Origin of the sequence: Bacteroides faecium, from assembly GCF_012113595.1 — a bacterium.
GTDB lineage: Bacteria > Bacteroidota > Bacteroidia > Bacteroidales > Bacteroidaceae > Bacteroides > Bacteroides faecium.
The window spans coordinates 376,285-400,677 of record NZ_CP050831.1 but is presented as its reverse complement, the minus strand read 5'-3'; the positions used below and the strand labels follow the sequence as shown (position 1 = coordinate 400,677).

Genomic DNA, 24,393 nt, shown 5'->3' with positions numbered 1-24,393 from the left:
TTATTTGTTCTCAGTCTGATTATAAGTATATTAGTCCCAAATTATTCACCTTTTAACGAACTCGATGAAACAGATGTTACAAATATGTTGCAAAAATAACAATATTTCTAAAGAATTCCCTATCGGGAGCTCACTTTTGGATATTTATTACGGTTTTAATCTTAATTTTCCTTATCAAGTGGTTAGCGCCAAAGTCAATAACCGCTCTGAGGGACTTAATTTTAGGGTATATAACAATAAGGATATAGAGTTCTTGGATGTAAGGGACCAGTCCGGTATGCGTACCTATGTACGTTCGCTCTGTTTTGTCTTGTTTAAGGCTGTCACGGAGTTGTATCCCGACGGAAAGTTATTCGTAGAGCATCCTGTGTCAAAGGGCTATTTCTGTAATTTGCGTATCGGGCGTCCTATTGAACTGGAAGATGTGAAGCGCATCAAGCAGCGTATGCAGGAGATTATTGCCGAAAATATTCCTTATCATCGCATCGAGTGTCATACGGCGGAAGCTGTGCGCGTATTCAGTGAGCGGGGGATGAATGACAAAGTACGGTTGCTCGAAACTTCCGGTTCTCTCTATACCTATTATTATACGTTGGGGGATACGGTCGATTATTATTATGGTAACCTGTTGCCCAGTACCGGGTATCTTAAACTGTTTGACATCGTGAAATATTACGATGGGTTGCTTCTTCGGATTCCGAGCCGCGAGAATCCCGAAGTATTGGAAGATGTTGTGAAGCAGGAGAAGATGCTGGACGTCTTTAAGGAATATCTGAACTGGAGTTACATTATGGGACTCAACAACGCCGGAGACTTTAACCTGGCTTGTGAAGAAGGGCACGCCACAGATTTGATTAATGTAGCCGAAGCCTTGCAGGAGAAGAAGATAGCTCAGATAGCCGATACCATCTTCCATCGTGGAGAAAACGGCAACCGTGTGAAACTTGTCTTGATTGCCGGACCGTCGTCTTCGGGAAAAACTACTTTCAGCAAACGTCTCTCTATCCAGTTGATGACAAACGGCTTGAAACCCTATCCCATCTCTCTGGACAACTATTTCGTAGACCGTGAAGACACTCCTCTGGATGAAAACGGAAACTACGATTATGAATCACTTTACGCACTCGACCTGGATTTGTTCAACCAGCAATTGCAAGCCCTGCTGCGTGGTGAAGAGGTGGAACTTCCCCGTTTCAACTTCTCCCTTGGCAAGAAAGAGTATAAAGGTGACAAACTGAAAATTGAAGATAACACGATTCTAATTCTGGAAGGTATTCATGCCCTGAATCCTGAACTGACTCCCCATATACCTGCTGAACGTAAGTTCAAGATTTACGTATCTGCACTGACTACCATTTCCCTGGATGACCATAACTGGATTCCGACAACCGATAACCGTCTATTGCGCCGTATTATCCGTGACTTCAATTATCGTGGATATTCCGCCCGCGAAACCATTTCACGCTGGCCTAGTGTACGTGCCGGTGAAGATAAGTGGATATTCCCTTACCAGGAAAATGCCGATGTCATGTTCAATTCGGCATTGCTCTTTGAATTTGCCGTTCTTCGCCTGCATGCCGAACCTATTTTGATGGGAGTTCCGCGCAACTGTCCCGAATATTGTGAAGCCTACCGGTTGCTGAAATTCATTAAATATTTTGTTCCGGTACAGGATAAGGAAATTCCGCCGACTTCCCTGCTTCGCGAGTTCTTGGGTGGAAGTAGCTTTAAATATTAAGTGGAACTATAACTAAATTAAGTAGAACGATAATAAGAATATATTTGTCCTTGTGTTTTCTGCAATGAGAACACAAGGATTTTTTTGTGCTGTAAAAACACAAAAGAAATACAAAATAGATGATAATTAGATTCTATTTTCGAAAAACAGCGCTTGAACGTTCTATTAAACTTTAAAACATTGAACCTTTGATTATCTATTCTGTTATGAATTAACATACAACAAAAAAAGAGAGAGAATATGATTTTTTACAATAATCTTTTAGCAAAATGGTTCTTAGGAAAAGGGAAGAATAAGAGTCATTATTTTATGTTCGGTGGTTTTTTCTTTACCCGATATAAGTATTTGGAAGTTTGGGAAGATATGGAACTACGGATTCATGCAAGGCAGTTTTGGGAGTGTTTCCTTTTGACACTGTTGCCTGCCTTAGTCTTGTCATTAGTGTATTCATGGTGGTGGATGATACTCCCCTTCATGACTTACCATGTGTTTTACTGGTTGGAAAAGTCATTCCGTCCTCATTCTGTTTTCGATTGGGAAGCGATAGAAAATTGTGGTGACTCACTTTATATCAGGAAAAGAAAATCGTATGCATGGATGAAGTGGTACGGGAAAAAAACGTTGCCTTTGTCCGATTGGGACGATTAAAAAATAAGTAAGATAAAAGTCAATAGTAACTATATTGAGACTGACTAAAAAGTCGGTACTATCTTTCCTCTCCTCCTTCTTGAAGGAGAGGAATTGTGAGTTACTATTAATTGTGAGTTACTATTGAAACTAGATTTTAGCTCTTCGATGATCGTATTATCTATATAGTTATTTAAAGGTCTGTAACTATCTAATAAGTAAGGAATGTCGTCTTTCAAAAACGGATACAATACACCTGGTTTGAATTTTACTGCAAATTCATGTGTTCCGGGTGCATGTATTATGGTGATTGCATCTGTTAAACTTCCACACAGTTTATCGCACGTAGTATCTTTAATACCGAGTTTCCTATCTACTTTTAAAGTTTGACTTTTATCTGTCAGATTAACAGACGCAACAATGTTCATATTAGGAAGTGCAATTATTGAGAATGGAGTTATTAAATTACTCTCCGTTTTAATTTCAAAGAAATACTCAACAATATTCCTTAGTTCAAAACATGGATATATAACTTTAATATGTTCGTTTATTTCGCTTTCGTATATGACTTTAGATTTCAGCATTTTTGTTTCTTAAATAAGTGCAATAATTGTATCCCTATCCCCATTGTGAGCATACGTTCTTTTTTATTTGCCAATAAATTTTGAGTCCAGTTAAGTAATCCTCCATCACCTATTTCATGTTCTACTCCATTAATAATAATCTTAGCTTTAATTCTAATGCCGTAGTAATAGTTATTATGTGAATCTGATTTGGCAATACGAATATCCAAACCGCTATTTTTAGTATAAAATAAGGTATCTGATATCAATTGACTTTTTTCATCATATCCTTTGCAGGGTATAATTTCAAAGAATATATTTTCAAACCCAAAGACTTCTTTGCAGACCTTCTGTGTTATGGCTAAATGTTTATGTAATTCAGTTCTTTCAAATTCAAAACTACCCGTATCCATACCGCACGAGATTAGGCACAAAAGAGGAAAATGAGGTGTAAAATTTGGGTTTGAGAAAACCTGAGTTCTTATAACTCTTGATACATTACCAAAATTATATGTTTTCTCAGACAGTTCATTACTTTTCTTTAATGAAGCATAATGCAAAGCTATTGCATTTGTCGGGTCGGACTGAACTTCCGTGTTTCTTAGTGCTGTAAGAACTTTTTTTTGATTTACTGTTGCCATTACACTACTTGTACCTAATTGAGCAACAGGAGATAACTCAATTAATTCATAGTTGTTATTCGCAATTATTTTACAGCATTCCAATTCTTCCTCTTTAAATTCCAGAAAATCTAATTGTGCAGGTTTAGCTAATTTGTTTTTACTGTATTTACTCAATAAGGAAGATGGGGTTTCTTTTGTGGTACGCCTGTCAAACACTTCTAATAGCAAAGAGTTTAATTCTGAACCACTCAATTTATCGGACAGTATATCAACTATTTCATTTAGATTACACCTGCTAATTATATGTTTTATTGCTTCATCTTTCATATATTCATAATGCTATATATGTATTCATTAAATATTCGTCCTTCTTTTATGACGGACAATTTAATAATTGCCTCTTTCTCAAATCCAATTATCTCTAATACCCTCATTGATGCGACATTATATTCAAAAATATTTATATACAATCTATTGATGCCTAATTGATTAAAAGCTATTGCAACTAATTGTTTAACAGCTCTGTTGCATATCCATACATTTATTTTCTCACAAAGATATGCCTATTTATGAGATGATTAAGTGTAGAAGTGAATCAAAATTCATTGAATTGCATTTTTGCACTTAAAATTTGAGCATGATAGCGTATTTTACAAAGAAAGAAATATTTTATTCAGCAACACAATTAGATTATTATTTATATCTTTGTAATAGAGTTATTTGAAGCGATGGAAAAACACAGCAGACCAAAGTAGTTCGCTCATTTCTATATCGTTACCCATTGTTATACTCTTCTTCTTCAAAAATCTATTATTTAATAGATTACAATCACACTTCTTGTTTCACAGAACACGCCCTCTTATTTCAGATGCTTCTTTATCCAAAGCAGATGCCCGTATTCAGTATCATTTGAAGTCCAATGCTCGTTAATCGGAGTTATCAACGCCTCTTTCGGACAGTTCAATACATTGTAAACAATATAACTGGTGGTCGGCGGGCATACGTCATCATTGAATCCCCATGTCATATAAGTGTCCGCTTTGATTAGCTTTGCGAAGTTCACTACATCGTAATAAGCCATTGTCTTTATCTTTTCAGGCGTATCCATACCCGTTGCTCTTTTGAAAAAGTGCGGATAACCACCGGCACGTCCTGCCTTATATCCTGCCATATCACTTAATGCGGGATGATTGGCGACGCAAGCGGTGACACGCTGGTCAAGTCCGGCGGTGATTAAAGCTAATGCGCCACCTTGGCTTCCCCCTTGAGCAATCACATTCTTGCCGTCCCATTCCGGTAAGGAAGTTAAGAAATCGATGCTGCGGACGCAAGCCAGATATACCCGTTTCATGTAGTAATTGTCACGGTTGTCCAAACCATTGTTTAAATACCCGTTCCCCCTGCCATTGAATGCATTGCTTATTTCTTTAAATTCCTGTTCACTCATTTCCGGATTAAGCCCGTGTATCTCAATTTCAAAGCGGATGCAGCCTTGTTCCGCATAATATTTATGGCGCAAAGGCTCTTTAATTGTTTTGATACCTGCTCCCGGGGGACATAATACGACAGGAAATCTCCCTTCTTTCTTCGGATAGAATAAATAACCATAGATGCATTGTCCGCCTTTATTCAGTTGCAACTTCACGAGGTAGCAATCTATTTTATCCGTAGAATACTTTTCTACATGCTCTTTCGTATAAGTCAGCGGAAAATCTTTCTGCTCTGCTTTAGCCTTCTCCCAGAATTCGTTGAAATCGTCGGGCATGGCAGTATATGGCTTTAGCTTTTCCGGTGAGAAGCCGACTTTCACATGATGTGAATATGTTTTTCCGTCCACTGTTGCCTTCAGGCGGCAATCGCGGAATCCGGGCTCTTTCATTGTGCCGACAGGAATTATGGCTCTGCCATTTTTGAGTGTTACGCTCCCCTTTGTATCGGCAGGCATCAAATCTCCGCCTATTTCATAGTTGACCACTACGTTGTCTCCGGGAATACCATATTTATAGAATTGTACTTCTACGGTCGCTTTTTCTCCTGTCTTATAAATCCAGTCGGCATGGTCGGGAACAGTAACCCAAAGCACATCGCTTCTATAAGGATAGTTTTCGGCTACGACAGATAACAAGATTGCTGACAGTAGGCATACGGATAAGAGTAGTTTCTTCATGGTATTGTTCATCATTTTATATAAGTATAAGTATAAAAGTAAGTAATTAAATTCTGATGCAATATTACGGAAGATTCGGCAAAGAGAGTGTAGAAAAAATGTGCAATTAAATGGATTATTTGGTATTTTGGCAAAAATAGCGGAAGTTTTTCACTCGGATGAAAAGCTTCCGCTATTGTATGATGGATATAATATCGTTTGATTCCGACAGAAAACTTTTATCTCAAAGCTTCTACTTCTTCCGGAGTCAAAGGAATTTTCTTGCCCAGTCTGCGAGCGCCGGTTTCTGTAATCAGATAATCTTCCTCGTTACGGATACCGCCGAAATCCTTGTAAGTTTCCACCACGTCATAGTTGATGAAATCAGCGAATTTCTTTTCCGCTTTCCACATATCAATCAGTTCGGGGATAAAGTAAATGCCCGGTTCCACGGTATGTACAAATCCCGGTTCCAGCGGAATGGCGAGACGCTGTGACTTACGACCGAACTGCGTACTCTTCGGCTGACCATTGTATCCTACCCATATCTCACCCAGATTTTCCATATCGTGTACATCCAATCCCATCATATGACCTAATCCATGCGGATAGAACAGGGCATGAGCACCTTCACGAACAGCATCTTCAGCATTTCCTTTCATCAGTCCAAGAGCCTTCATACCTTCTACCATCACGCGGGCGGACAATTCGTAGACTTCCATATAAGGAATTCCCGGACGGAGAGCTTTCACCGATTCGAGATGCATCGCATTTTGAATTTCGTACACTTCACGCTGGCGGGTCGTGAATTTCTTGTCGGCAGGAACCGTAGACGACATATCGCCCGCATATCCTGATTCAACTTCCGCACCGGCGTCAATTAAGAACAAGTCACCCGGTTTCACGAGATTACCGTGATAATGGTTGTGCAGCGTTTGACCGTTGATGGTGGCAATTGTGGCAAAAGAGAGCTGACAGTTGTTAGCTTCTGCTACCCGGTTCATTTCCGCCACTACTTCATATTCGTACATACCTGGACGAAGCACCTTCATGGCAGTGATATGCATATCGGCAGTCACGTCGCAAGCCTTTTCTATTTCTACGATTTCTTCTTCTGATTTATAATTACGTTGCGCTATGACAGCACGGATGAAAGGAACGGAACCTTCCTGGCGTGCAGGCGGTATCCCCAGCCAGTCCATCAGTTTCAGTTTATGTTCGGGACGGTAAGGGGGCAGATAATGAATCGCCTTTCCTTTCTGCACACATTTATGCAGGTAGCTTACAATCTCGGCAGACGGCATTAAATTAGCCACACCCACACGTTCGCACTTATCGCGCAATGTCGGTTGCGAGCCCATCCATACGATAGCGTCAATAGACAGTTCATCACCGAAAATGATTGCTTTGTCTTCATCGATATCTATGATTGCCGAAAGTCCGGCACATGAAAGCCCGAAATAATAGAGGAAAGTAGAATCCTGCCGATAACGGAACGTGTTATCCTCGTAATTCAGTCCGCACTCGTCATTTCCAAGAAATAACAATACTCCAGAGCCTATATTCTTTTTCAGCAGGGCTCTCCGCTGCATATACGTTTCTTTGGCAAACATATTGTCCTAATTTTTAGTTTTGTAGCAAATTTACATAAAAACGTTGGAATAAACGAATAAAGTTGGAAGAATGATATATTTTGAATGGAGAAAACCAGTGCCGATAATCACCATAGTTATCTATCTTCAGCTCATATTGTAATTTCAATCATTTCAGTAGTTTTCTATTGTTATCATCCTCTAATATTTGCATTTGTTGAATAGCTATTTGATTAAGTTTGACGAGCCGTTCACTTTGAGGTAGTCCCTGGTCGATAAATACAGCATTGAGATTTTCCATATTAGATAAGCAAATTAACTCATTGATGGTAGCGTAGTCACGAATATTACCCTTCAGTTCAGGGTTATGTTCGTGCCACATCTTAGCAGTCATGCCAAACATGGCTACGTTTAATATATCGGCTTCATTGGCATAAATGATACTTGCTTGTTTCAAAGTCACTTCATTTGGAATAAGGTTCTGCTTGATTGCATCTGTGTGGATTCGATAATTTATCTTTGAGAGTTCACGTTTGGCGGTCCAGCCAAGTTGGGTTTGTTCTTGTTCCTTTAGCCGTTGGAACTCTTTCAAAAGATATAACTTGAACTGTGGTGATACCCAGGAAGCAAATTCAAAAGCTATATCCTTGTGGGCATATGTTCCGCCATATCGACCGGCCTTAGCTATTATTCCTTTAGAATTAGTTTTCTCCACCCATTGCTTTACAGATAGAATGAAACGATTCAGTCCTGCTTCATTTTTAATTCCCTCGAATTCGGGGGAATTAAAATCTGGATTGTACATTGCTTCCCATATCCCCAGAAATTCAATGGTGTTTTTATTACGTAGCCATTTTTCAATGAGCGCTAATCCGTTTTCGATGTTTCGCACCATATCGGTTAGTGAGATATAATCCTTGTTATCGTATGTGACAACGGTTATTTCCGCATTCTGTACTCTTATTTTTGTCATGTCATAGTTCATGTAATGATTCTATTATTCAAAGGTAATATAAAATTCAAATAAAGAATCGGTTTAATCAAAATATCTTTTAGAAGAATATTTATTGTGCTTTTATAATATTGAAACGGAGCGGGTTATTCTCTTTATATGTTTCCATACGTGTTGTTTTATTTTGTAAATCAACTGTCCAAAGATAATACTAACTGATTGAAATTTCGTGAACTTCGGTGGATAAATATTTGTTCATTAGATAATTTTAGTGTTATAGGATTAAAAATAATCCCCTTAATCTGTGTAATCTCTCGTTAAAAAGTTACTTTTGTAGCGAGAAATAGTAGAAAGCAAAAACGAATATGGCACAAGGTTCCCGTCAAATACAATCTCAGGCGCAACAGCAAGTACAGACGCTCTCGCCACAGCAGATTCTGGTCGTGAAATTGTTGGAACTTCCCGCAGTAGAGCTGGAAGACCGTATCCATGCCGAACTGCTTGAAAATCCGGCACTTGAAGAAGGCAAAGAAGAGAATGCCGCCGACGAATATTCCGATGCCGACGGTATGGAAGACGGCATGGAGAATGGCGCCAATGACTATGATTCTTTAAGTGACTACCTCACCGAAGACGATATTCCCGACTATAAACTGCAAGAGAACAACCGCTCGAAAGACGAGCAGGCGGAAGATATCCCCTTCTCCGACACCACTTCCTTTTATGAAATATTGAAAGAGCAACTCCGTGAACGGAATTTGACAGAGCATCAATGTGACTTGGTAGAATACCTGATTGGATCATTGGATGACGACGGCCTGCTCCGTAAATCTCTGGAAAGCATCTGTGACGAACTGGCCATTTATGCCGGTATAGAATCCACAGAGGAAGAACTCGAAGAAGCGTTGTGCATCTTGCAGGACTTTGATCCGGCAGGTATCGGCGCCCGTAGCCTTCAGGAATGTCTGTTGATACAGATTGACCGGAAGAAAGAGGCGGAAAGAACTGCCAATCCCATACTCGACCTCGAAGAACGCATCATCCGTGACTGCTACGAAGAGTTCACCCGCAAACATTGGGAGAAAATCATAAAGAAACTGGATATTGACGAAGAAACATTCAATGAAGCCATCTGCGAAATCACCAAACTGAATCCCCGTCCCGGTGCTTCTTTGGGCGAAACCATCGGCAGAAATCTTCAACAGATAATTCCCGACTTTATCGTAGAAACGTATGATGACGGAACAATCAATATAAGTCTCAATAACCGCAACGTCCCCGAACTCCGCATGAGCCGTGACTTTACGGAAATGGTGGAAGAACATACCAGGAATAAAGCCAACCAGTCCAAAGAATCCAAGGAAGCAATGATGTTCCTGAAGCAGAAAATGGATGCGGCACAAGGATTTATCGACGCTGTCAAGCAACGTCAGAATACACTGATGACCACCATGCAGGCAATCATCGACCTGCAACGGCCGTTCTTCATCGACGGAGACGAATCCCTGTTGAAACCGATGATCTTGAAAGATGTGGCCGAACGTACCGGACTGGATATATCAACCATCTCCCGTGTCAGCAACAGCAAATATGTGCAGACGAATTTCGGTATCTATCCGCTTAAATTCTTCTTCAGCGACGGATATACAACGGAAGACGGAGAAGAAATGTCCGTCCGCGAAATCCGTAAGATTCTGAAAGAATGCATCGACGGAGAGGACAAGAAAAAGCCGCTGACCGATGATGAACTGGCAGAAATCCTGAAAGAAAAAGGATACCCCATTGCCCGCCGGACAGTAGCCAAATACCGCCAGCAACTGAATATACCCGTGGCGCGGCTCAGGAAATAAGAAGGGACAATTGATAGTATAGGAACGAGAGTTGTAATTTGCAATTAATAATCAGTAATTAAAAAAGAAGTGGACAGAGAAAGAGAGCATATCATAGCGGATAAGTCAATGTTACAGGTGGCGAGAGTCACTTCAATATTGTTTACCCCATTTTCTATTCCGTTTTTGTCGTTTCTGGTGTTATTCCTGTTTTCTTATCTACGCATCATGCCGATGGTATATAAGTTGATTGTATTGGGAATCGTTTACTGCTTCACCATACTGACACCTACTATCACCATTTTCCTGTTTCGCAAGATTAATGGCTTTGACCGTCAGGATTTGAGTGAACGTAAGAAACGCTATATACCTATCCTGCTGACTATCATCTCCTATGTATTCTGCCTGTTGATGATGCGCAAACTGAACATACCCTGGTATATGACGGGCATTATCCTGGCTTCCCTGGTGGTATCTGTCATTTGCATTGCAGTCAACCTGAAATGGAAATTGAGCGAACATATGGCCGGAATGGGTGGAGTGATAGGAGGACTGGTTTCTTTCAGTGCCTTGTTCGGTTATAATCCGGTAGGTTGGTTATGCCTGTTTATCTTGATAGCCGGCATACTCGGTTCAGCCCGTATCATCCTGGGACATCATACGTTGGGTGAGGTACTTTCCGGCTTTGCGGTCGGTCTGGTATGTGCCCTTCTGGTGCTTCATCCGATGATTAATTCCTTATTTCGAATATTTTTATTTTAAAACAGTATAAATCCTAAAAACTAATTATTATGGACTTTCCACAGAATTTGAAGTACACGAACGAACACGAATGGATTCGCGTTGAAGGAGACATTGCTTATGTTGGTATCACAGACTATGCTCAAGAGCAATTGGGTGATATTGTGTTCGTAGATATACCTACTGTCGGTGAAGCGTTGGAAGCTGATGAAGTTTTCGGAACCATCGAAGTAGTAAAGACCATTTCCGACCTTTTCTTGCCGGTAGCAGGTGAAGTGATGGAACAAAACGAAGCGCTGGAAGAGAATCCGGAGCTGGTGAACAAGGATCCTTATGGTGAAGGCTGGCTGATTAAAATGAAACCGGCAAACCTGAAAGACGTAGAAGACCTGCTGGATGCCGAAGGCTATAAAGAAGTGATTAACGGATGAGTGATTAGTGATTAGTAGCTGCGCTGTGTGGCTGCTAATCACTGAGTAAAATCATGCACGTTATCTAAATATATTAATCACTAATCACTAAAAAACTAATCGTTAAAGAAATGACTCCAATTGTAAGTATTATCATGGGTAGTACGTCCGACCTTCCCGTAATGGAGAAGGCTGCGCAACTGCTGAATGATATGCATGTACCGTTCGAAATGAACGCGCTTTCCGCTCACCGCACGCCCGAGGCTGTGGAAGAGTTTGCCAAGAATGCCCGCAACCGTGGCATCAAAGTGATTATCGCTGCTGCCGGAATGGCTGCCGCCCTTCCCGGTGTAATTGCTGCTAACACTACGCTTCCCGTTATCGGAGTACCCGTAAAAGGTTCCGTTCTCGATGGTGTAGACGCCCTTTACTCTATCATCCAGATGCCTCCGGGCATTCCCGTAGCCACCGTTGCTATCAACGGCGCGATGAATGCGGCTATCCTGGCTATCCAGATGCTTGCATTGAGTGACGAGAAGTTGGCGGAAGCTTTTGCTGCTTACAAAGAAGGACTGAAAAAGAAAATCGTAAAAGCAAACGAAGAACTGAAAGAAGTGAAGTTTGAATATAAAACGAACTAATGGATCTATTCAATTATTTTCGAAGAGAAACCACAGAAGTGAATATTGGGGCTGTACCGTTGGGCGGCCCCAATTCTATTCGTGTCCAGTCGATGACCAACACGTCTACACAGGATACCGAGGCTTGTGTGGAACAGGCAAAGCGAATTGTTGACGCGGGTGGCGAATATGTCCGCCTGACGACGCAGGGCATCAAGGAAGCGGAAAACCTGATGAATATCAACATCGGTTTGCGCAGCCAGGGATATATGGTTCCGTTGGTTGCCGATGTACACTTCAACCCGAAAGTGGCCGATGTAGCCGCTCAATATGCGGAAAAGGTGCGTATCAATCCGGGAAATTATGTAGATGCTGCCCGTACTTTTAAGAGACTCGAATATACAGACGAAGAGTACGCGCAGGAAATACAAAAGATTCATGACCGGTTTGTTCCTTTTCTGAATATCTGCAAAGAGAACCACACGGCTATCCGCATCGGAGTGAATCATGGCTCTTTGTCCGACCGCATCATGTCACGCTATGGTGACACACCCGCAGGAATGGTAGAGTCCTGTATGGAATTTCTTCGTATCTGCGTCGAAGAGAACTTCACCGATGTAGTGATTTCTATCAAAGCGTCCAATACGGTCGTCATGGTGAAAACCGTCCGCCTGTTGGCAGACATAATGGAAAAAGAAGGCATGGCCTTCCCGCTGCATCTCGGAGTGACGGAAGCCGGAGACGGTGAGGACGGACGTATCAAGTCCGCTCTCGGCATCGGAGCGCTGTTAAGCGACGGACTGGGTGATACCATCCGTGTATCTTTGAGCGAAGCGCCCGAAGCGGAAATTCCCGTAGCCCGTAAACTGGTGGATTACATCCTGCTGAGGCAGAACCACCCCTATATCCCGGGACTGGAAGCACCGGATTTCAATTATCTGTCTCCCGAACGCCGGAAGACGAAAGCTGTCCGCAATATCGGTGGCGAACACGTACCTGTGGTGATTGCCGACCGTATGGATGGAAAGACGGAAGTCAATCCCCAATTTACCCCGGATTATATCTATGCCGGACGTGCTTTGCCCGAACAACGGGAAGACGGTGTAGAATATATCCTCGATGCCGACGTATGGCAAGGGGAACCCGGCACCTGGCCTGCCTTTAATCATGCGCAATTGCCACTGATGGGCGGATGCAATGCGGAACTCAAATTCCTGTTTATGCCCTATATGGCACAGACGGACGAAGTGATTGCCTGCCTGAAGCAACATCCTGAAGTAGTCATCGTTTCCCAAAGCAATCACCCGAACCGTTTGGGCGAACACCGTGCATTGGCACATCAACTGACAACGGAAGGTTTGCAAAACCCGGTTGTCTTCTTCCAGCATTATGCAGAAGATAATGCAGAGGATTTGCAAATAAAATCTGCCGCCGATATGGGCGCATTGATTTTTGACGGACTTTGCGATGGCATCTTCCTGTTCAATCAAGGTAACCTGAGTCATGCAGTAGTAGACGCAACCGCTTTCGGAATCCTGCAAGCCGGACGTACCCGTACTTCCAAGACAGAATATATCTCTTGTCCCGGTTGCGGACGCACGCTCTACGATTTGGAAAAGACAATTGCCCGCATCAAGGCAGCTACCTCACACCTGACAGGACTGAAGATTGGTATCATGGGATGCATTGTGAATGGTCCCGGCGAAATGGCGGATGCTGACTACGGTTATGTAGGTGCCGGCCGCGGTAAAATCAGCCTTTATAAAGGCAAAGTTTGTGTCGAAAAGAATATCCCCGAAGAAGAAGCTGTGGAAAGATTGCTGGAGTTTATACGAAATGACAGGAAAGAGAATTCTTAAATGATATATTTCATGGGGGGTACTTGCTATGAGTATCACCCCATGAATCTTTAATGAGTATTACATGTCTTCCAGTGACAGGCACATTGTCTCAATAGAATATCGGGGTAATAATTTTTTCTTTAGATGTTCAACTTTCTGTGCCAGTAACTCCGGTTTAAAGTTTTTGCGTTGGCGTTTAACTTCTGCAACTACTGCTTTATTCTTTTCCAAACGGAGTGCGACGATGTCTATTTCATTTAGATTACCTTTGGCTTCCCACCACGAACCGATGGCGCGGAATTGATAACTCTCTGCAAATTTTTGTTTGAAGTAAAGTTCCAGTATTTTTCCACTATAAGTAGGATAATCGGTTTCTATAATAGTGCGTAATCCTACAAAGTTTTTAATTTCTATCAATGAACGGTTGCGGTCGAAATAGTTGAACCAAAGTCTGATAAAATTATCGCATATCTCGTACCGGACAGTTGTCGAACCTTCTTTTGCCAGAATCGGACGTTGACGAATGATGATATTATAATCATTTATCAGACGCTTCAAGTATCCGCCTATGCTTTTTTCCCCTAGTGTTGCCTCGATTTCGGCTTGTGTGTTTCTTCCCCCGGCAATCGCACTCAGAATAGAGAAATAGGTTCCGTAATTCTTCCCGAATTCTTCCACCAGTAGATTTTTTCCTTCTTCGGTAAAGGGAGAATTGTCGCGAACCATAAAATGAATCATGCTTTCTACGCTAAGTGCATGATTGTCGCAAAAGAGTTCTACGTATTTAGGGACTCCACCGGTAAAAGTATAAAGAGCTAAAAGGTCGTCATTCGAATGTGCCGGCGCATACTCATGCATTATTTCCTTTAAAACAGGAAGGCTGAACGCTGACAGTTTAATAATATTGTCCGCCCGCCCGAAAAGTGGCTCTTTATTATCTTGAAAAATCTTTTGCATCAGAGAGTAGATGGAACCGCTGACGATTAAATTCATGTGTGAGGATTTCCGATGTTGATCCCATATATTTTGCATATCGCTGAATATGGATTCATTGATATTATAAAATTCCTGAAACTCGTCAATAACCAGATTGAAAGCTTGTTGGGTGGCAAGTTGCATCAGGTATTGAAACAAGCTTCGGAAACTCCGGATTTCTCCCGGCACAAAAGTTTGTAAGGACTGTGTGATAAGTGGTATGAACTCCTCGCATAGAGTAGCTTCATTCTTACGGCCTACAAACAGGTAAACAGTGGGCGATTGTTCGACTGCTTTCATAATAAGACTTGTTTTTCCAATCCTACGACGCCCCGTGACGACTGTCATTCTTGAATTCTCCTCGAATGCCAATTGCTGAATTCTCTTCAACTCTTTAAGCTCCTCTTCTCTATTATGAAATCTCATAATCAATGATTTAGTGTTAGTAACGCCGGTTACAGTAACGGCTGTTACAAAAGTATGTATTCTTTAGAGAATAACAAAGTTTTCTTTCCTTTTATTGAAAAGACGGATAATAAATTGCGATATAAATTGTCTTACTAATCAATTTGCTGTAACTTTGTTTCGTCAAATAAGAAAGCAAAATAAAATATGATAATGGAAGATGATTTTGACTACCAGGCAGTGCCCTATGGTTTTACCCACTGCTTCAATAACCAATGTCCGAAAGGAGAAAAATGTCTGCATCGCTTGGTAGCAATGCATAGTACTGATCAGTATCCCACTCTGTCTGTGGTAAACCCCCATTGTATTCCGGGGGATGCGAATACTTGTTCTTTTTATAAGTCGATACAGAAAATACGCGTGGCGTGGGGAGTTAAGCACTTGTTGGATAATGTGCCCCATAAGGATGCGGAACAACTTAAAAGTTTGATGTTAAGCCATTTCGGGCGGGGACTGTATTACCGCTTCTATCGTAAAGAAAAATATCTGTCTCCTGAACAACAGGAATATATTCGTAGAATTTTCCGTCAGAAAGGGATTACGGAGGAACCGGCTTTTGAATCCTACACAGAAGAATATAAGTGGTAATTATCTGCCACCTTGCACTTTTAACGGTTAATCCTCTGAATGATAATTGATTATTGAGTGTAAGATACGGTTGCAGATGCGTGCAAGATAAAAGTATCTTGCACGCATCTATTTTTATAATGAAAGCCTTACAACATGATAGAGAGTACCTCGATTGGCACGTTTGGAAGGAATATTGTGCTTGCAGAGTATCCTGCCGAATACACTTGTCCGCTTGTTAGACAATGAAATAGTACTGTTTTTGTTGATATCTTCCAGTATTTCTGCCGGAGAAAGCCATTCGCCACCCTCTTCCTGTTCTTTGGCCGGACGAAAATAACGATAGAACAGTTGCTCTTCAAGTGTAGTCTGTTCAAATTCCCGGTTGTTTTCTGTCATCATCCGTTCCTCTGCACGGTCAAACCAATAACGTTCGTTATGATCCAGCTCATACATAGCTTGTGCGTAAAGTTGTTCATAGTCTATGGCATGACTGTTGTCTATTGTATCCGTCACTTCGATGCAGATAAAACGACGGCTACCCGATGGGTCGGTGAGCAAGTCTTTCTGATTACTCGTAGCGATGAAAGATGCATAGCGTCGCATTTCCAATACGGCATTTCCGTAAGGTTTGCGCATGTTTACCACCGGTTTCTGAAGAATATGCTTCAAGTATCCTTGCTGATTGGTGCTTATCTGGTCGAACTCATCGATGTTTATCAGCGCAAACCGATTTAGATACCGTTCAGCTTCCTTTTTTTGTGAGAAATCGATACTATCTGTATAATATGCCCGTATGGCAGGCGGAATAATGCTTCGGCAAAATGTGGATTTACGAGTTCCTTGTCCGCCTACCAATAGGGGAGACACGTTGTTCGCATATTTTTTATCTGTTCCGCGCCAATGCATCACCATATTCAGGAACCAGCGGTGAAACAGATCCGTCCAATACGGATTCCGGCAGGGTACAGTTTGCGCAAGTCCACGGATACGGTCACGTCCGTCCCAAATCGGGAGATGGTAAAGGAAATCTTCCAACGGATTGAATACCGGTACGCGATTGGAGTAGATATACCGGCTGATATCTCTGTCCCACAAGGGGATGCCTTCTGTCTGTGCGTCTAGTGCGATGCTGTTTAATACCCGTTTGTCAATCGGATTGAAGTAAAACCGGAATGAATTTCGTTCGCGATATTCCACCTCACCTATCTGGGTGTTGTAGCGGAACTCGTAACGCCGCTTCATAAACTCCTCGGTTTGAAAAGCCAGTGTCTGTTCTTTGCTCAGACTACTTTTCTTGCCAAATCCTTCGCACTCGTTATATACATTTTTGATTAACTGACGGATAATTGCTTCCTGATTTTGCAAATAGTAGTGAAAAATAGTGCGTTTCACGGTTTCTTCTTCAGGAATTCCCGACTGAAAGCAGTTGACGGCCAATTGTGTCACTATTGCTTGAAAGTCTCCCTCTCTCGGACGTGCGCCTTCGTCTTCTGCTTTGTAAATCTCTTCATGTGTTTTTCTCAGCGCCGCTTCGAAGAGCATAAATATAGCTCTCTCCGTATCGTATCCCGGTACGGCTCGTGTCAACGGTGACTTTTCAGAACGTACGGCTTCCCGATAAGATAGTTCTTCGGGCATTCCCATGGGCTGCGACAGATAAAACGGGACAGAGTTCGGTCGGTACTTGAGCTCCGTATCGTATGATAGTCGTGAATATTGTTCCAGCGAAGGCTCTTTCGATAAGATATTGAATGGAATTTGCGGCTGGTAACATTTCACGGCGAGTCGATAGGCATGTGCGTGGAATATTTCTGCTTCCTCTCTTTTTTGAGGAAGTGAATTGTCGGGACGGGTAAATTTCACCCAAATCTTCACGGTCCGTTTGCTGGAACCGGTAAAAACGCAGTACGTTTGCGGTTGTTCCCAAGCGAGTTGTTTCACTAATACGATTTCCGAACTGCCTGCCAGCGGACCGACGGTGAGTTCTACTATACCGTTATAGCTTTTCATCTGTATGCCACCTTCCGTTCTGCGGAATTCTGCGGCAGGAAGAATCTTCGGTAATTTGTCTGCTTCATAGCAGCGTGAGTCGGGGAGGCTATATCGTAACACTTCTCTGAAAGCGGATACGGGCTGTGCTTTTGTTTCAGTTCGTGTTTTTTCTATCCATGTTTCGATTTCCATTGTAGTTAAAGCAGTGGTTCTTTCCTTGACTCTCAATTGAGTAACCTTCATGATTTTTATTGAATTAAATACTCCGTAAAGGTAGCTATATCTATCTGGTCTGGCAAGTAAATCCGGTTGTTTAATTCATTAAATAAAGACTTCTCCACACTTACTTAACAGCTTGCTTCCGGTTGATTGCAGTTCCGGTTTGTTTCAAGCGCTTGAAACACCTTGTTCGTAGGCTTGAAACAAAGTGTTCATAGGCTTGAAACACTTTGTTTCCCTATAGCAAACACTTTGTTTCAAAGTACAAAACAGATTGTTTGCAGGCATGAACAACTCATTCTCTGCATGGATTCTGTAAATTACTACGTAGGTTTTATGAATTTATTGCGGTTCTTTTTGAACTTTACCCGAGTGCAAGATAAATGTATCTTGCACATATCTGCAACTGTATCTTACACTCTGTAAAATGCTATATATTAGATTGGTAAATGCCGATAGTGCAAGGTGCAAGATGTTTTACGTTTTTCAAACTTCATAGTAGAGGGTAGGAAATCAATATAAAAAACCGAAATGCCATAAAGGAATCGTATTCCCGAAGCCATATTCTATATCGTCTTTTACTACATATGCTTTGTCTAAGCCTTGAATCTGCGCATTCCCTTTATTGCGTCCACCTATTTCAAATGTGTATCCATCCACTTGAAAATCAGACTGAGAAGAGGCGGCTACTTCATACATGACTGCTAATTGATTAAAAAAGAATGTCTCTCTGAGATTACCTATATCAGGTGTATCTTTTCCTAATACATAAGCGAGATTCGTGTTTTCGAGATAAAGTTTTGTAACTTTTCCCAACCCTCTGACTCCTTTTGTCTCATCATAAAGCTGTTTCAGTAGACCGGCTTTTTCTATGTAAGTGATGTAATCCGACAGGGTTTGTCTGTCAATTCCAATTATCTCGGCTAGTTTTGAATAGTTTGGTTTGAAGGGAACGCTTTGTGCAAGTATTGCCATCAGTCGTTTCATTTTAATGGCAGTACTTGCGTTTAGCCGGGCAAATAATGGAATATCTGTTTCCAGTACTGTATTTATAATTTGTAACAGCCGCTCTTCATAGTTCCCTTGATTTGCAAACGGATAATAACCATTCTTTAGATATTCCTTGAAGGCTGCTAAGGGGAATTCTATATGTGTATTCCCGACTTCTTGATTCAAGATTTGTTCCAAAGAATATGCGGGTAAATCCAAGTGATAGTGCATATTCAAGTATTCTCGGAATGACATTCCGTGCATACGATATAAAAGTACACGGCGGCTCAAGTCGTCCGTTCCTTTGAAAATATCCAGAATGGAGGAGCCCGTGAATGTGATATGTAGATTGGGCAGATAGTCATAGATCAGCTTCATCTCTTTCGACCATCCTATGTATTTATGAATTTCATCAACAAAAAGATATTTGCCGCCCATTTTATGAAATTCTTCAGCAAAGTCCAATAGCCGATGTTCTGCAAAGTAGAAGTCGTCAGCAGATACATATAATGTTTCTTTAGTAGAGAGATTTAGCTTGATGTGTTGTAGTAATAGAGTGGTTTTACCTATACCTCTTGCACCAATGATAGCTGTCATCCTATCATTCCAGTCTATTGATTGGTAGCTATAGCGTAGGAAACTAGTATCTGTTGCTGCTAAAAGAGCCTGAAATCGTTGAATAAGTTTTTCCATGATTGTTGTATTTAGGACTACAAAGATAATAAATTGCGGAATACATTCCATGATTTATGGAATATTTTGCGGGATGGATTCCACAGAATATTCAACTATTTCTAGCTTTAATGAGTATTTCTATTTAGTGAAGTGAAACAATTTTGTAATTAGTGTTATGGTATTTGTTTGCGCTGATTTTCTCCAAAAATGTTTTTCAAACTTTATTGTAGAGCATTTCTATATTAAGCTTTCCATATTTAGTACAGAGTCTTAAACTTTTACTTATCTTTGCAGGTGAAAAAACAAGATAGACATACTACAATGAAAAATCTGATAAATGTAAATTCATGGAGTTTGGGGCATCTCGATGTCGAAACCAATGCTTCTGATTATTATTATGTAAAGCTGGTGCGTAAACTGTATGATATCATCCACTTCTCAGAAGTCGGGAGAGATGAAGGAAGGGTTTTATGCGAACGTTTTGCTATGGCTGCGACTTATTATTTTGAAGATGTTGTGTCCGGTATCGGTGTATGGCAGACCTTTACTTCCAAACATAAGGAGTTGTATGGCAAATATCTTCCTTTTTATGATTTGGATGAAGAAGAATATTATCAGGACGAAATAAATTTCGAAGATATATGTTTTCTTATGTGGATGATTCTTCAAAAAGAAAAGAAAGGAACTTTCTTGAATCCGGAGAATCCGTATTTGGTAAAAATGGCCTCAATGATTTACAATGTGTTAGATGCTGAGTTTGAGAAGGCTCCTATCAATGCAGAGATGTTGGAACGTCTGAAGGATCAATCTTATTTTCAGGATTTCTATTCAGTGAAGTTTATGCTGACTCGTTTGAACGATGATCTTTACTTGTTGAAACCTTTCGCAACTGGGCGGACAGCCAAAGTGGAAGATGAAGTGAAGGGGGTGTTGGGAGATAGTTTGGATGACTCATCGTTTGCTTATGCTGTAGAATCAATTATGGCGTGTTGTGAAAAGACCGGTCCATTGGCTCTTTATACTAAAGATTGGCTGGCAGCTATGTTGACCCATTGGGGAATGACGGAAGAGAGCGAACGTCTTGCAACGATCGAATCCTTAAAGTATGCCGTTTATCTGTTGAAGCGCTATGATTCGGAAGCAATTTGTCTGGAGGATATTAAAGGGGAAGAGTATGTTATTTCACGCGATTCTTTTAAAGAATTACCGGATAGTACTTTGCTGGATAATAAAAGCTTTATCGGTTCATTGGTAAAATATGACGGCGAATGGTTGGTGAATGGTGTGAGTTCATGGAGTTTGGGAACAAAACTTTTTGATGCTTATAAGGAGAAGATGACCATGACGGGGGGTGACTCCGTAGTCTATAATAAGATTATGGAAATCAATGAGAATCATCCTATGTTATATTTTAAGGACTATGAAGAGATGTTGGGATGGTTCGACAGACATATTGGTTTGGACGAAAGATTTACTTTGCCTGAACAGATGAAGAAACAACGTTTCTTTGCTATATATGTGGATAGAGTGCGGGATATGGCTATGCTTCCTGATGGTGCTTTGGTGATAAAAGATGATCATAATCCTTATTATAGTAGGAAAACAGCGGAAGAACAGGGTATTAACTATATTGTTTCTGCTGAAACAACTTCTAAAGAAATGTTGCATTACCTGATAGAACATAATATGCTTCCCGATGCTTGTATTAATTCCATAAAAGGAATGGAAAGAGGGAGGCAGCTCGTTCAGGAAAATATGGATTTCATAGCACGTTTTATGCGGGGAGATGATTATTGAGAGTTTCTCTGTTATCAGAACTATACCGGAAATGATTGTTATGATAGAGAAAAAGAAAGTGTTGCTTAATATATTGAGCATAATTATGCTATATTTGTGCAATATAAAAAGCATATTTTATGGAAAAACGGATAATAAAGGCAATTATAGCCGAACGTCAGCAAGAAATCGGTAAGATTCAGTTGGTTGAAAGACCGATATATTTTGAAGAGCAGGCGAATTATGTGCTGGTCGGTATTCGTCGGGCAGGTAAATCTTATCAGATGTATCAGGGTATACAGAATCTTGTGAGATCGGGTAAAGCGACTCTTGAAGATTGCCTTTATATTAATTTTGAAGATGAGCGCATTTCTTCCTGATGAAGAAATGGCTATACAAGTATCATATAGCATTGATGATCTGATTACTCGGGAGCGGGAAGTCAGGGCTTTATGTAAAATGTCGGAAGTTTTTGGCATCAAAAAAGCCTTTGTCATTACTTGGGATGATGAAAGGACAATTTCAGGAAATGAGTTGGACATAGAAGTCGTGCCTGTTTGGAAATGGTTGTTGCGGTAGGACAATCTGTTGTTGATGATAATTTGCAACTTTGTTGCACGAATCATTCACTACCTTTGCAGCAACTAAAAGATGAAAGATATGGGACATTGTAGTTGCTGTGGACACGAATGTGCGCCTAAGAAGGAAGTTGAAGTTAGGAATTCTATATTTCAAGAATACTGGAAAGCAGGGCTTTCATTTATATTGCTGATAAGTGGTATTATAATGAATGCCCTGGATTCCTCTTTTTTTCATAAAGAGTATGTAGCTTTAATCTGGTATATTGTAGCTTATCTTCCGGTCGGACTCCCTGTTATGAAAGAAGCGTGGGAGAGCATGAAAGAGAAAGACTATTTCAGTGAATTTACTCTAATGATTGTTGCCACAATCGGGGCTTTCTATATTGGCGAATACCCGGAGGGGGTAGCCGTGATGCTGTTTTATACCATCGGCGAACTGTTTCAAGACAAGGCGGTCGATAAAGCAAAACGCAATATCGGCGCTTTATTGGATGTAAGGCCGGAGAAGGCTTTGGTACTGAGAGATAACAGTCTGATTACAGAAAGCCCGAAGAATGTAAAGGTCGGCGAGATTATAGAGATAAAATCGGGCGAGAGAGTCCCTTTGGACGGAGTGATGCTCAACGAAGTTGCTGCTTTTAATACGGCGGCATTGACAGGTGAAAGCGTTCCCCGCAATATTCGCGAAGGCGAAGAAGTGCTTGCCGGAATGATTGTGACGGATAAAGTGATTCGAATCAAGGTGACAAGGCCATTCGATAAGAGTGCACTTGCCCGGATATTGGAACTTGTCCAGAATGCTTCGGAACGAAAAGCCCCGGCAGAATTGTTTATCCGTAAATTTGCACGCATCTATACACCTATTGTAATAGGACTGGCGGTATTGATAGTTATCCTTCCGTTTGTTTATTCATTCATTGATACTCAGTTTGCATTTGTGTTTAATGACTGGCTGTACAGGGCTCTCGTCTTTCTGGTGATTTCGTGCCCGTGTGCTTTGGTAGTGAGTATTCCATTGGGATATTTTGGTGGCATCGGAGCTGCTTCCCGGTTGGGAATCTTATTCAAAGGCGGTAATTATCTGGATGCGATTACTAAAATCAATACGGTTGTGCTCGATAAAACAGGTACACTGACTAAAGGAACATTTGAAGTGCAGGAGTGTAAATCCGCATCCGGTATTTCAGAAAAAGAACTGATTGGAATGGTAGCTTCGGTGGAGAGCGACAGTACTCATCCGATAGCTAAAGCCATAGTAAACTATGCAAAGCAGCAAAGTGTAGAACTGTCACCGGTTACCGGTACAAAAGAGTATGCCGGATTTGGCTTGGAAGCAATGATTAACGGAACTCCGGTATTGGTCGGAAACTGTCGTTTACTATCCAATTTTAATATCGAATATCCGGCAGAGTTATTACAGATTACCGATACGATTGTAGTCTGCGCCATTGGAACCGACTATGCAGGTTATTTGTTATTGGCTGATACACTGAAAGATGATGCAAAGAAAGCTATTGATGATTTAAAAATGTTGCATATCAAAAACATTCAGATATTATCCGGTGATAAACAGAGTATTGTTACTAACTTTGCGGAAAAGCTCGGTATCACAAGTGCTTATGGAGATTTGTTGCCGGAAGGAAAAGTGCAGCATTTGGAAGAACTGCGGCAGGACGGGACGAATCAGATTGCATTTGTCGGTGATGGAATGAATGATGCGCCGGTGCTTGCACTGAGTCATGTCGGTATTGCCATGGGGGGATTGGGTAGCGATGCGGCAATTGAAACTGCCGATGTAGTGATACAGACAGACCAGCCTTCTAAAGTGGCCGAAGCCATAAAGGTAGGCAAGTTGACACGCAGGATTATCTGGCAGAATGTTTCGCTGGCATTCGGAGTGAAACTGCTCGTACTGATATTGGGAGCCGGTGGTATAGCTACCCTTTGGGAAGCGGTCTTTGCAGACGTCGGTGTTGCATTACTCGCCATTATGAATGCTGTAAGAATACAGAAAATGATAAAATAAGAGATTATGGAAGAGAATATTTATTTGGATAAGTTGGCACGGAGAGATATCAAGCCGACAGCAATAAGGCTTCTCATACTAAAGAATATGATGGAAGTTGAACGTGCGGTATCATTGCTCGATTTGGAAACTCTGCTGGATACGGTGGATAAATCGACCATCTCCCGGACAATAGCCCTCTTTTTGTCTCATCACCTTATACATAGCATAGATGATGGAAGCGGTTCGTTGAAATATGCCGTTTGTGATAATTCCTGCAATTGTGTGGTGCAGGATTTACATTCACACTTCTATTGTGAGAAATGCCATAAGACATTCTGTCTGGAAGGTACGCATATTCCTGTTATTGATTTGCCGAAAGGGTTTACTTTGCATAGCATAAACTATGTATTAAAGGGAATTTGTCCGGAATGTTCTTCTCGCAACAAATAGCTTGACAATT

General features: G+C 41.2%; 22 protein-coding genes. 13 read left to right on the top strand and 9 right to left on the bottom strand.

Annotation, left to right across the window (positions count from 1 at the left end; all coding sequences use genetic code 11):
* The first annotated feature begins 64 nt into the window (after nucleotides 1-64).
* Entirely contained in the window at nucleotides 65-1,738 is a 1,674-nt protein-coding gene (locus tag BacF7301_RS01615) for a nucleoside kinase (protein ID WP_167959674.1), read from the top strand.
* Between the two features lie 240 nt (nucleotides 1,739-1,978).
* Nucleotides 1,979-2,386, top strand: a complete 408-nt coding sequence (locus BacF7301_RS01610; RefSeq protein WP_167959673.1) for a hypothetical protein — start codon at nucleotides 1,979-1,981, stop codon at nucleotides 2,384-2,386.
* A gap of 44 nt (nucleotides 2,387-2,430) precedes the next feature.
* On the opposite strand, the gene BacF7301_RS01605 is transcribed toward BacF7301_RS01610, so the two are convergent.
* The 6 genes from BacF7301_RS01605 to BacF7301_RS01580 form a co-directional block, all read right to left on the bottom strand.
* On the bottom strand, nucleotides 2,431-2,949 hold the full coding sequence (locus BacF7301_RS01605; protein ID WP_167959672.1) for a DUF6597 domain-containing transcriptional factor: 519 nt from the start codon (nucleotides 2,947-2,949) through the stop codon (nucleotides 2,431-2,433).
* Nucleotides 2,943-3,878: a hypothetical protein gene (locus BacF7301_RS01600; protein WP_167959671.1), complete on the bottom strand. Its 936-nt coding sequence runs from the start codon at nucleotides 3,876-3,878 to the stop codon at nucleotides 2,943-2,945. The genes BacF7301_RS01605 and BacF7301_RS01600 overlap by 7 nt, the downstream gene beginning before the upstream one ends.
* Entirely contained in the window at nucleotides 3,875-4,084 is a 210-nt protein-coding gene (locus BacF7301_RS26085) for a GNAT family N-acetyltransferase (RefSeq protein WP_369805652.1), read from the bottom strand. Before BacF7301_RS26085 ends, BacF7301_RS01600 begins: the two co-directional genes overlap by 4 nt.
* A 326-nt stretch (nucleotides 4,085-4,410) precedes the next feature.
* Complete coding sequence (locus BacF7301_RS01590) at nucleotides 4,411-5,718, bottom strand: acetylxylan esterase (protein ID WP_167967076.1); 1,308 nt, start codon at nucleotides 5,716-5,718, stop codon at nucleotides 4,411-4,413.
* Between the two features lie 218 nt (nucleotides 5,719-5,936).
* Nucleotides 5,937-7,310: an aminopeptidase P family protein gene (locus BacF7301_RS01585; protein ID WP_167959670.1), complete on the bottom strand. Its 1,374-nt coding sequence runs from the start codon at nucleotides 7,308-7,310 to the stop codon at nucleotides 5,937-5,939.
* 148 nt (nucleotides 7,311-7,458) lie between these two features.
* On the bottom strand, nucleotides 7,459-8,262 hold the full coding sequence (locus BacF7301_RS01580) for a KilA-N domain-containing protein (RefSeq protein WP_167967075.1): 804 nt from the start codon (nucleotides 8,260-8,262) through the stop codon (nucleotides 7,459-7,461).
* 344 nt (nucleotides 8,263-8,606) lie between these two features.
* On the opposite strand from BacF7301_RS01580, the gene rpoN reads away from it, so the two are divergent.
* From rpoN to BacF7301_RS01555, 5 genes are all read left to right on the top strand, one after another.
* Complete coding sequence (gene rpoN / locus BacF7301_RS01575) at nucleotides 8,607-10,091, top strand: RNA polymerase factor sigma-54 (RefSeq protein WP_167959669.1); 1,485 nt, start codon at nucleotides 8,607-8,609, stop codon at nucleotides 10,089-10,091.
* Between the two features lie 69 nt (nucleotides 10,092-10,160).
* Nucleotides 10,161-10,832, top strand: a complete 672-nt coding sequence (locus BacF7301_RS01570; RefSeq protein ID WP_209319489.1) for a phosphatase PAP2 family protein — start codon at nucleotides 10,161-10,163, stop codon at nucleotides 10,830-10,832.
* A gap of 29 nt (nucleotides 10,833-10,861) precedes the next feature.
* Nucleotides 10,862-11,242, top strand: a complete 381-nt coding sequence (gene gcvH, locus BacF7301_RS01565) for a glycine cleavage system protein GcvH (RefSeq protein WP_167959668.1) — start codon at nucleotides 10,862-10,864, stop codon at nucleotides 11,240-11,242.
* Between the two features lie 110 nt (nucleotides 11,243-11,352).
* A complete protein-coding gene (purE, locus tag BacF7301_RS01560) occupies nucleotides 11,353-11,862 on the top strand; it encodes a 5-(carboxyamino)imidazole ribonucleotide mutase (RefSeq protein WP_004296231.1) in 510 nt (169 codons plus the stop codon).
* Nucleotides 11,862-13,700, top strand: a complete 1,839-nt coding sequence (locus BacF7301_RS01555; RefSeq protein ID WP_167959667.1) for a 4-hydroxy-3-methylbut-2-en-1-yl diphosphate synthase — start codon at nucleotides 11,862-11,864, stop codon at nucleotides 13,698-13,700. Before purE ends, BacF7301_RS01555 begins: the two co-directional genes overlap by 1 nt.
* Before the next feature lie 60 nt (nucleotides 13,701-13,760).
* On the opposite strand, the gene BacF7301_RS01550 is transcribed toward BacF7301_RS01555, so the two are convergent.
* Nucleotides 13,761-15,083, bottom strand: coding sequence for an ATP-binding protein (locus BacF7301_RS01550; RefSeq protein WP_167959666.1), 1,323 nt, complete (start codon nucleotides 15,081-15,083; stop codon nucleotides 13,761-13,763).
* A 192-nt stretch (nucleotides 15,084-15,275) separates the two neighbouring features.
* Here BacF7301_RS01550 and BacF7301_RS01545 point away from each other — a divergent pair, with 192 nt between their 5' ends.
* Nucleotides 15,276-15,710 (top strand): DUF6078 family protein, encoded by a 435-nt coding sequence (locus BacF7301_RS01545; protein WP_167959665.1) that lies wholly within the window; start codon nucleotides 15,276-15,278, stop codon nucleotides 15,708-15,710.
* A gap of 114 nt (nucleotides 15,711-15,824) precedes the next feature.
* Here the strand turns inward: BacF7301_RS01545 and BacF7301_RS01540 are convergent, their stop codons facing one another.
* Entirely contained in the window at nucleotides 15,825-17,927 is a 2,103-nt protein-coding gene (locus BacF7301_RS01540; protein ID WP_167959664.1) for a virulence-associated E family protein, read from the bottom strand.
* 489 nt (nucleotides 17,928-18,416) lie between these two features.
* The gene (locus BacF7301_RS01535; RefSeq protein WP_167959663.1) at nucleotides 18,417-19,586 is read right to left on the bottom strand and encodes an ATP-binding protein; all 1,170 of its coding nucleotides are present in this window, start codon (nucleotides 19,584-19,586) and stop codon (nucleotides 18,417-18,419) included.
* Nucleotides 19,587-19,889: 303 nt separating this feature from the next.
* Between BacF7301_RS01535 and BacF7301_RS01530 the strand changes: the two genes are divergently transcribed.
* The 5 genes from BacF7301_RS01530 (at nucleotide 19,890) to BacF7301_RS01515 (ending at nucleotide 24,383) form a co-directional block, all read left to right on the top strand.
* Nucleotides 19,890-21,365, top strand: coding sequence for a DUF3843 family protein (locus tag BacF7301_RS01530; RefSeq protein WP_167959662.1), 1,476 nt, complete (start codon nucleotides 19,890-19,892; stop codon nucleotides 21,363-21,365).
* A gap of 119 nt (nucleotides 21,366-21,484) precedes the next feature.
* Nucleotides 21,485-21,724: an AAA family ATPase gene (locus tag BacF7301_RS25875; protein ID WP_245208309.1), complete on the top strand. Its 240-nt coding sequence runs from the start codon at nucleotides 21,485-21,487 to the stop codon at nucleotides 21,722-21,724.
* Nucleotides 21,705-21,923, top strand: coding sequence for a hypothetical protein (locus tag BacF7301_RS25870; RefSeq protein WP_245208308.1), 219 nt, complete (start codon nucleotides 21,705-21,707; stop codon nucleotides 21,921-21,923). Before BacF7301_RS25875 ends, BacF7301_RS25870 begins: the two co-directional genes overlap by 20 nt.
* A gap of 81 nt (nucleotides 21,924-22,004) precedes the next feature.
* Nucleotides 22,005-23,951: a heavy metal translocating P-type ATPase gene (locus tag BacF7301_RS01520; protein ID WP_167959661.1), complete on the top strand. Its 1,947-nt coding sequence runs from the start codon at nucleotides 22,005-22,007 to the stop codon at nucleotides 23,949-23,951.
* A gap of 6 nt (nucleotides 23,952-23,957) precedes the next feature.
* Nucleotides 23,958-24,383, top strand: coding sequence for a Fur family transcriptional regulator (locus BacF7301_RS01515; RefSeq protein WP_167959660.1), 426 nt, complete (start codon nucleotides 23,958-23,960; stop codon nucleotides 24,381-24,383).
* The last annotated feature ends 10 nt before the right edge of the window (nucleotides 24,384-24,393 follow it).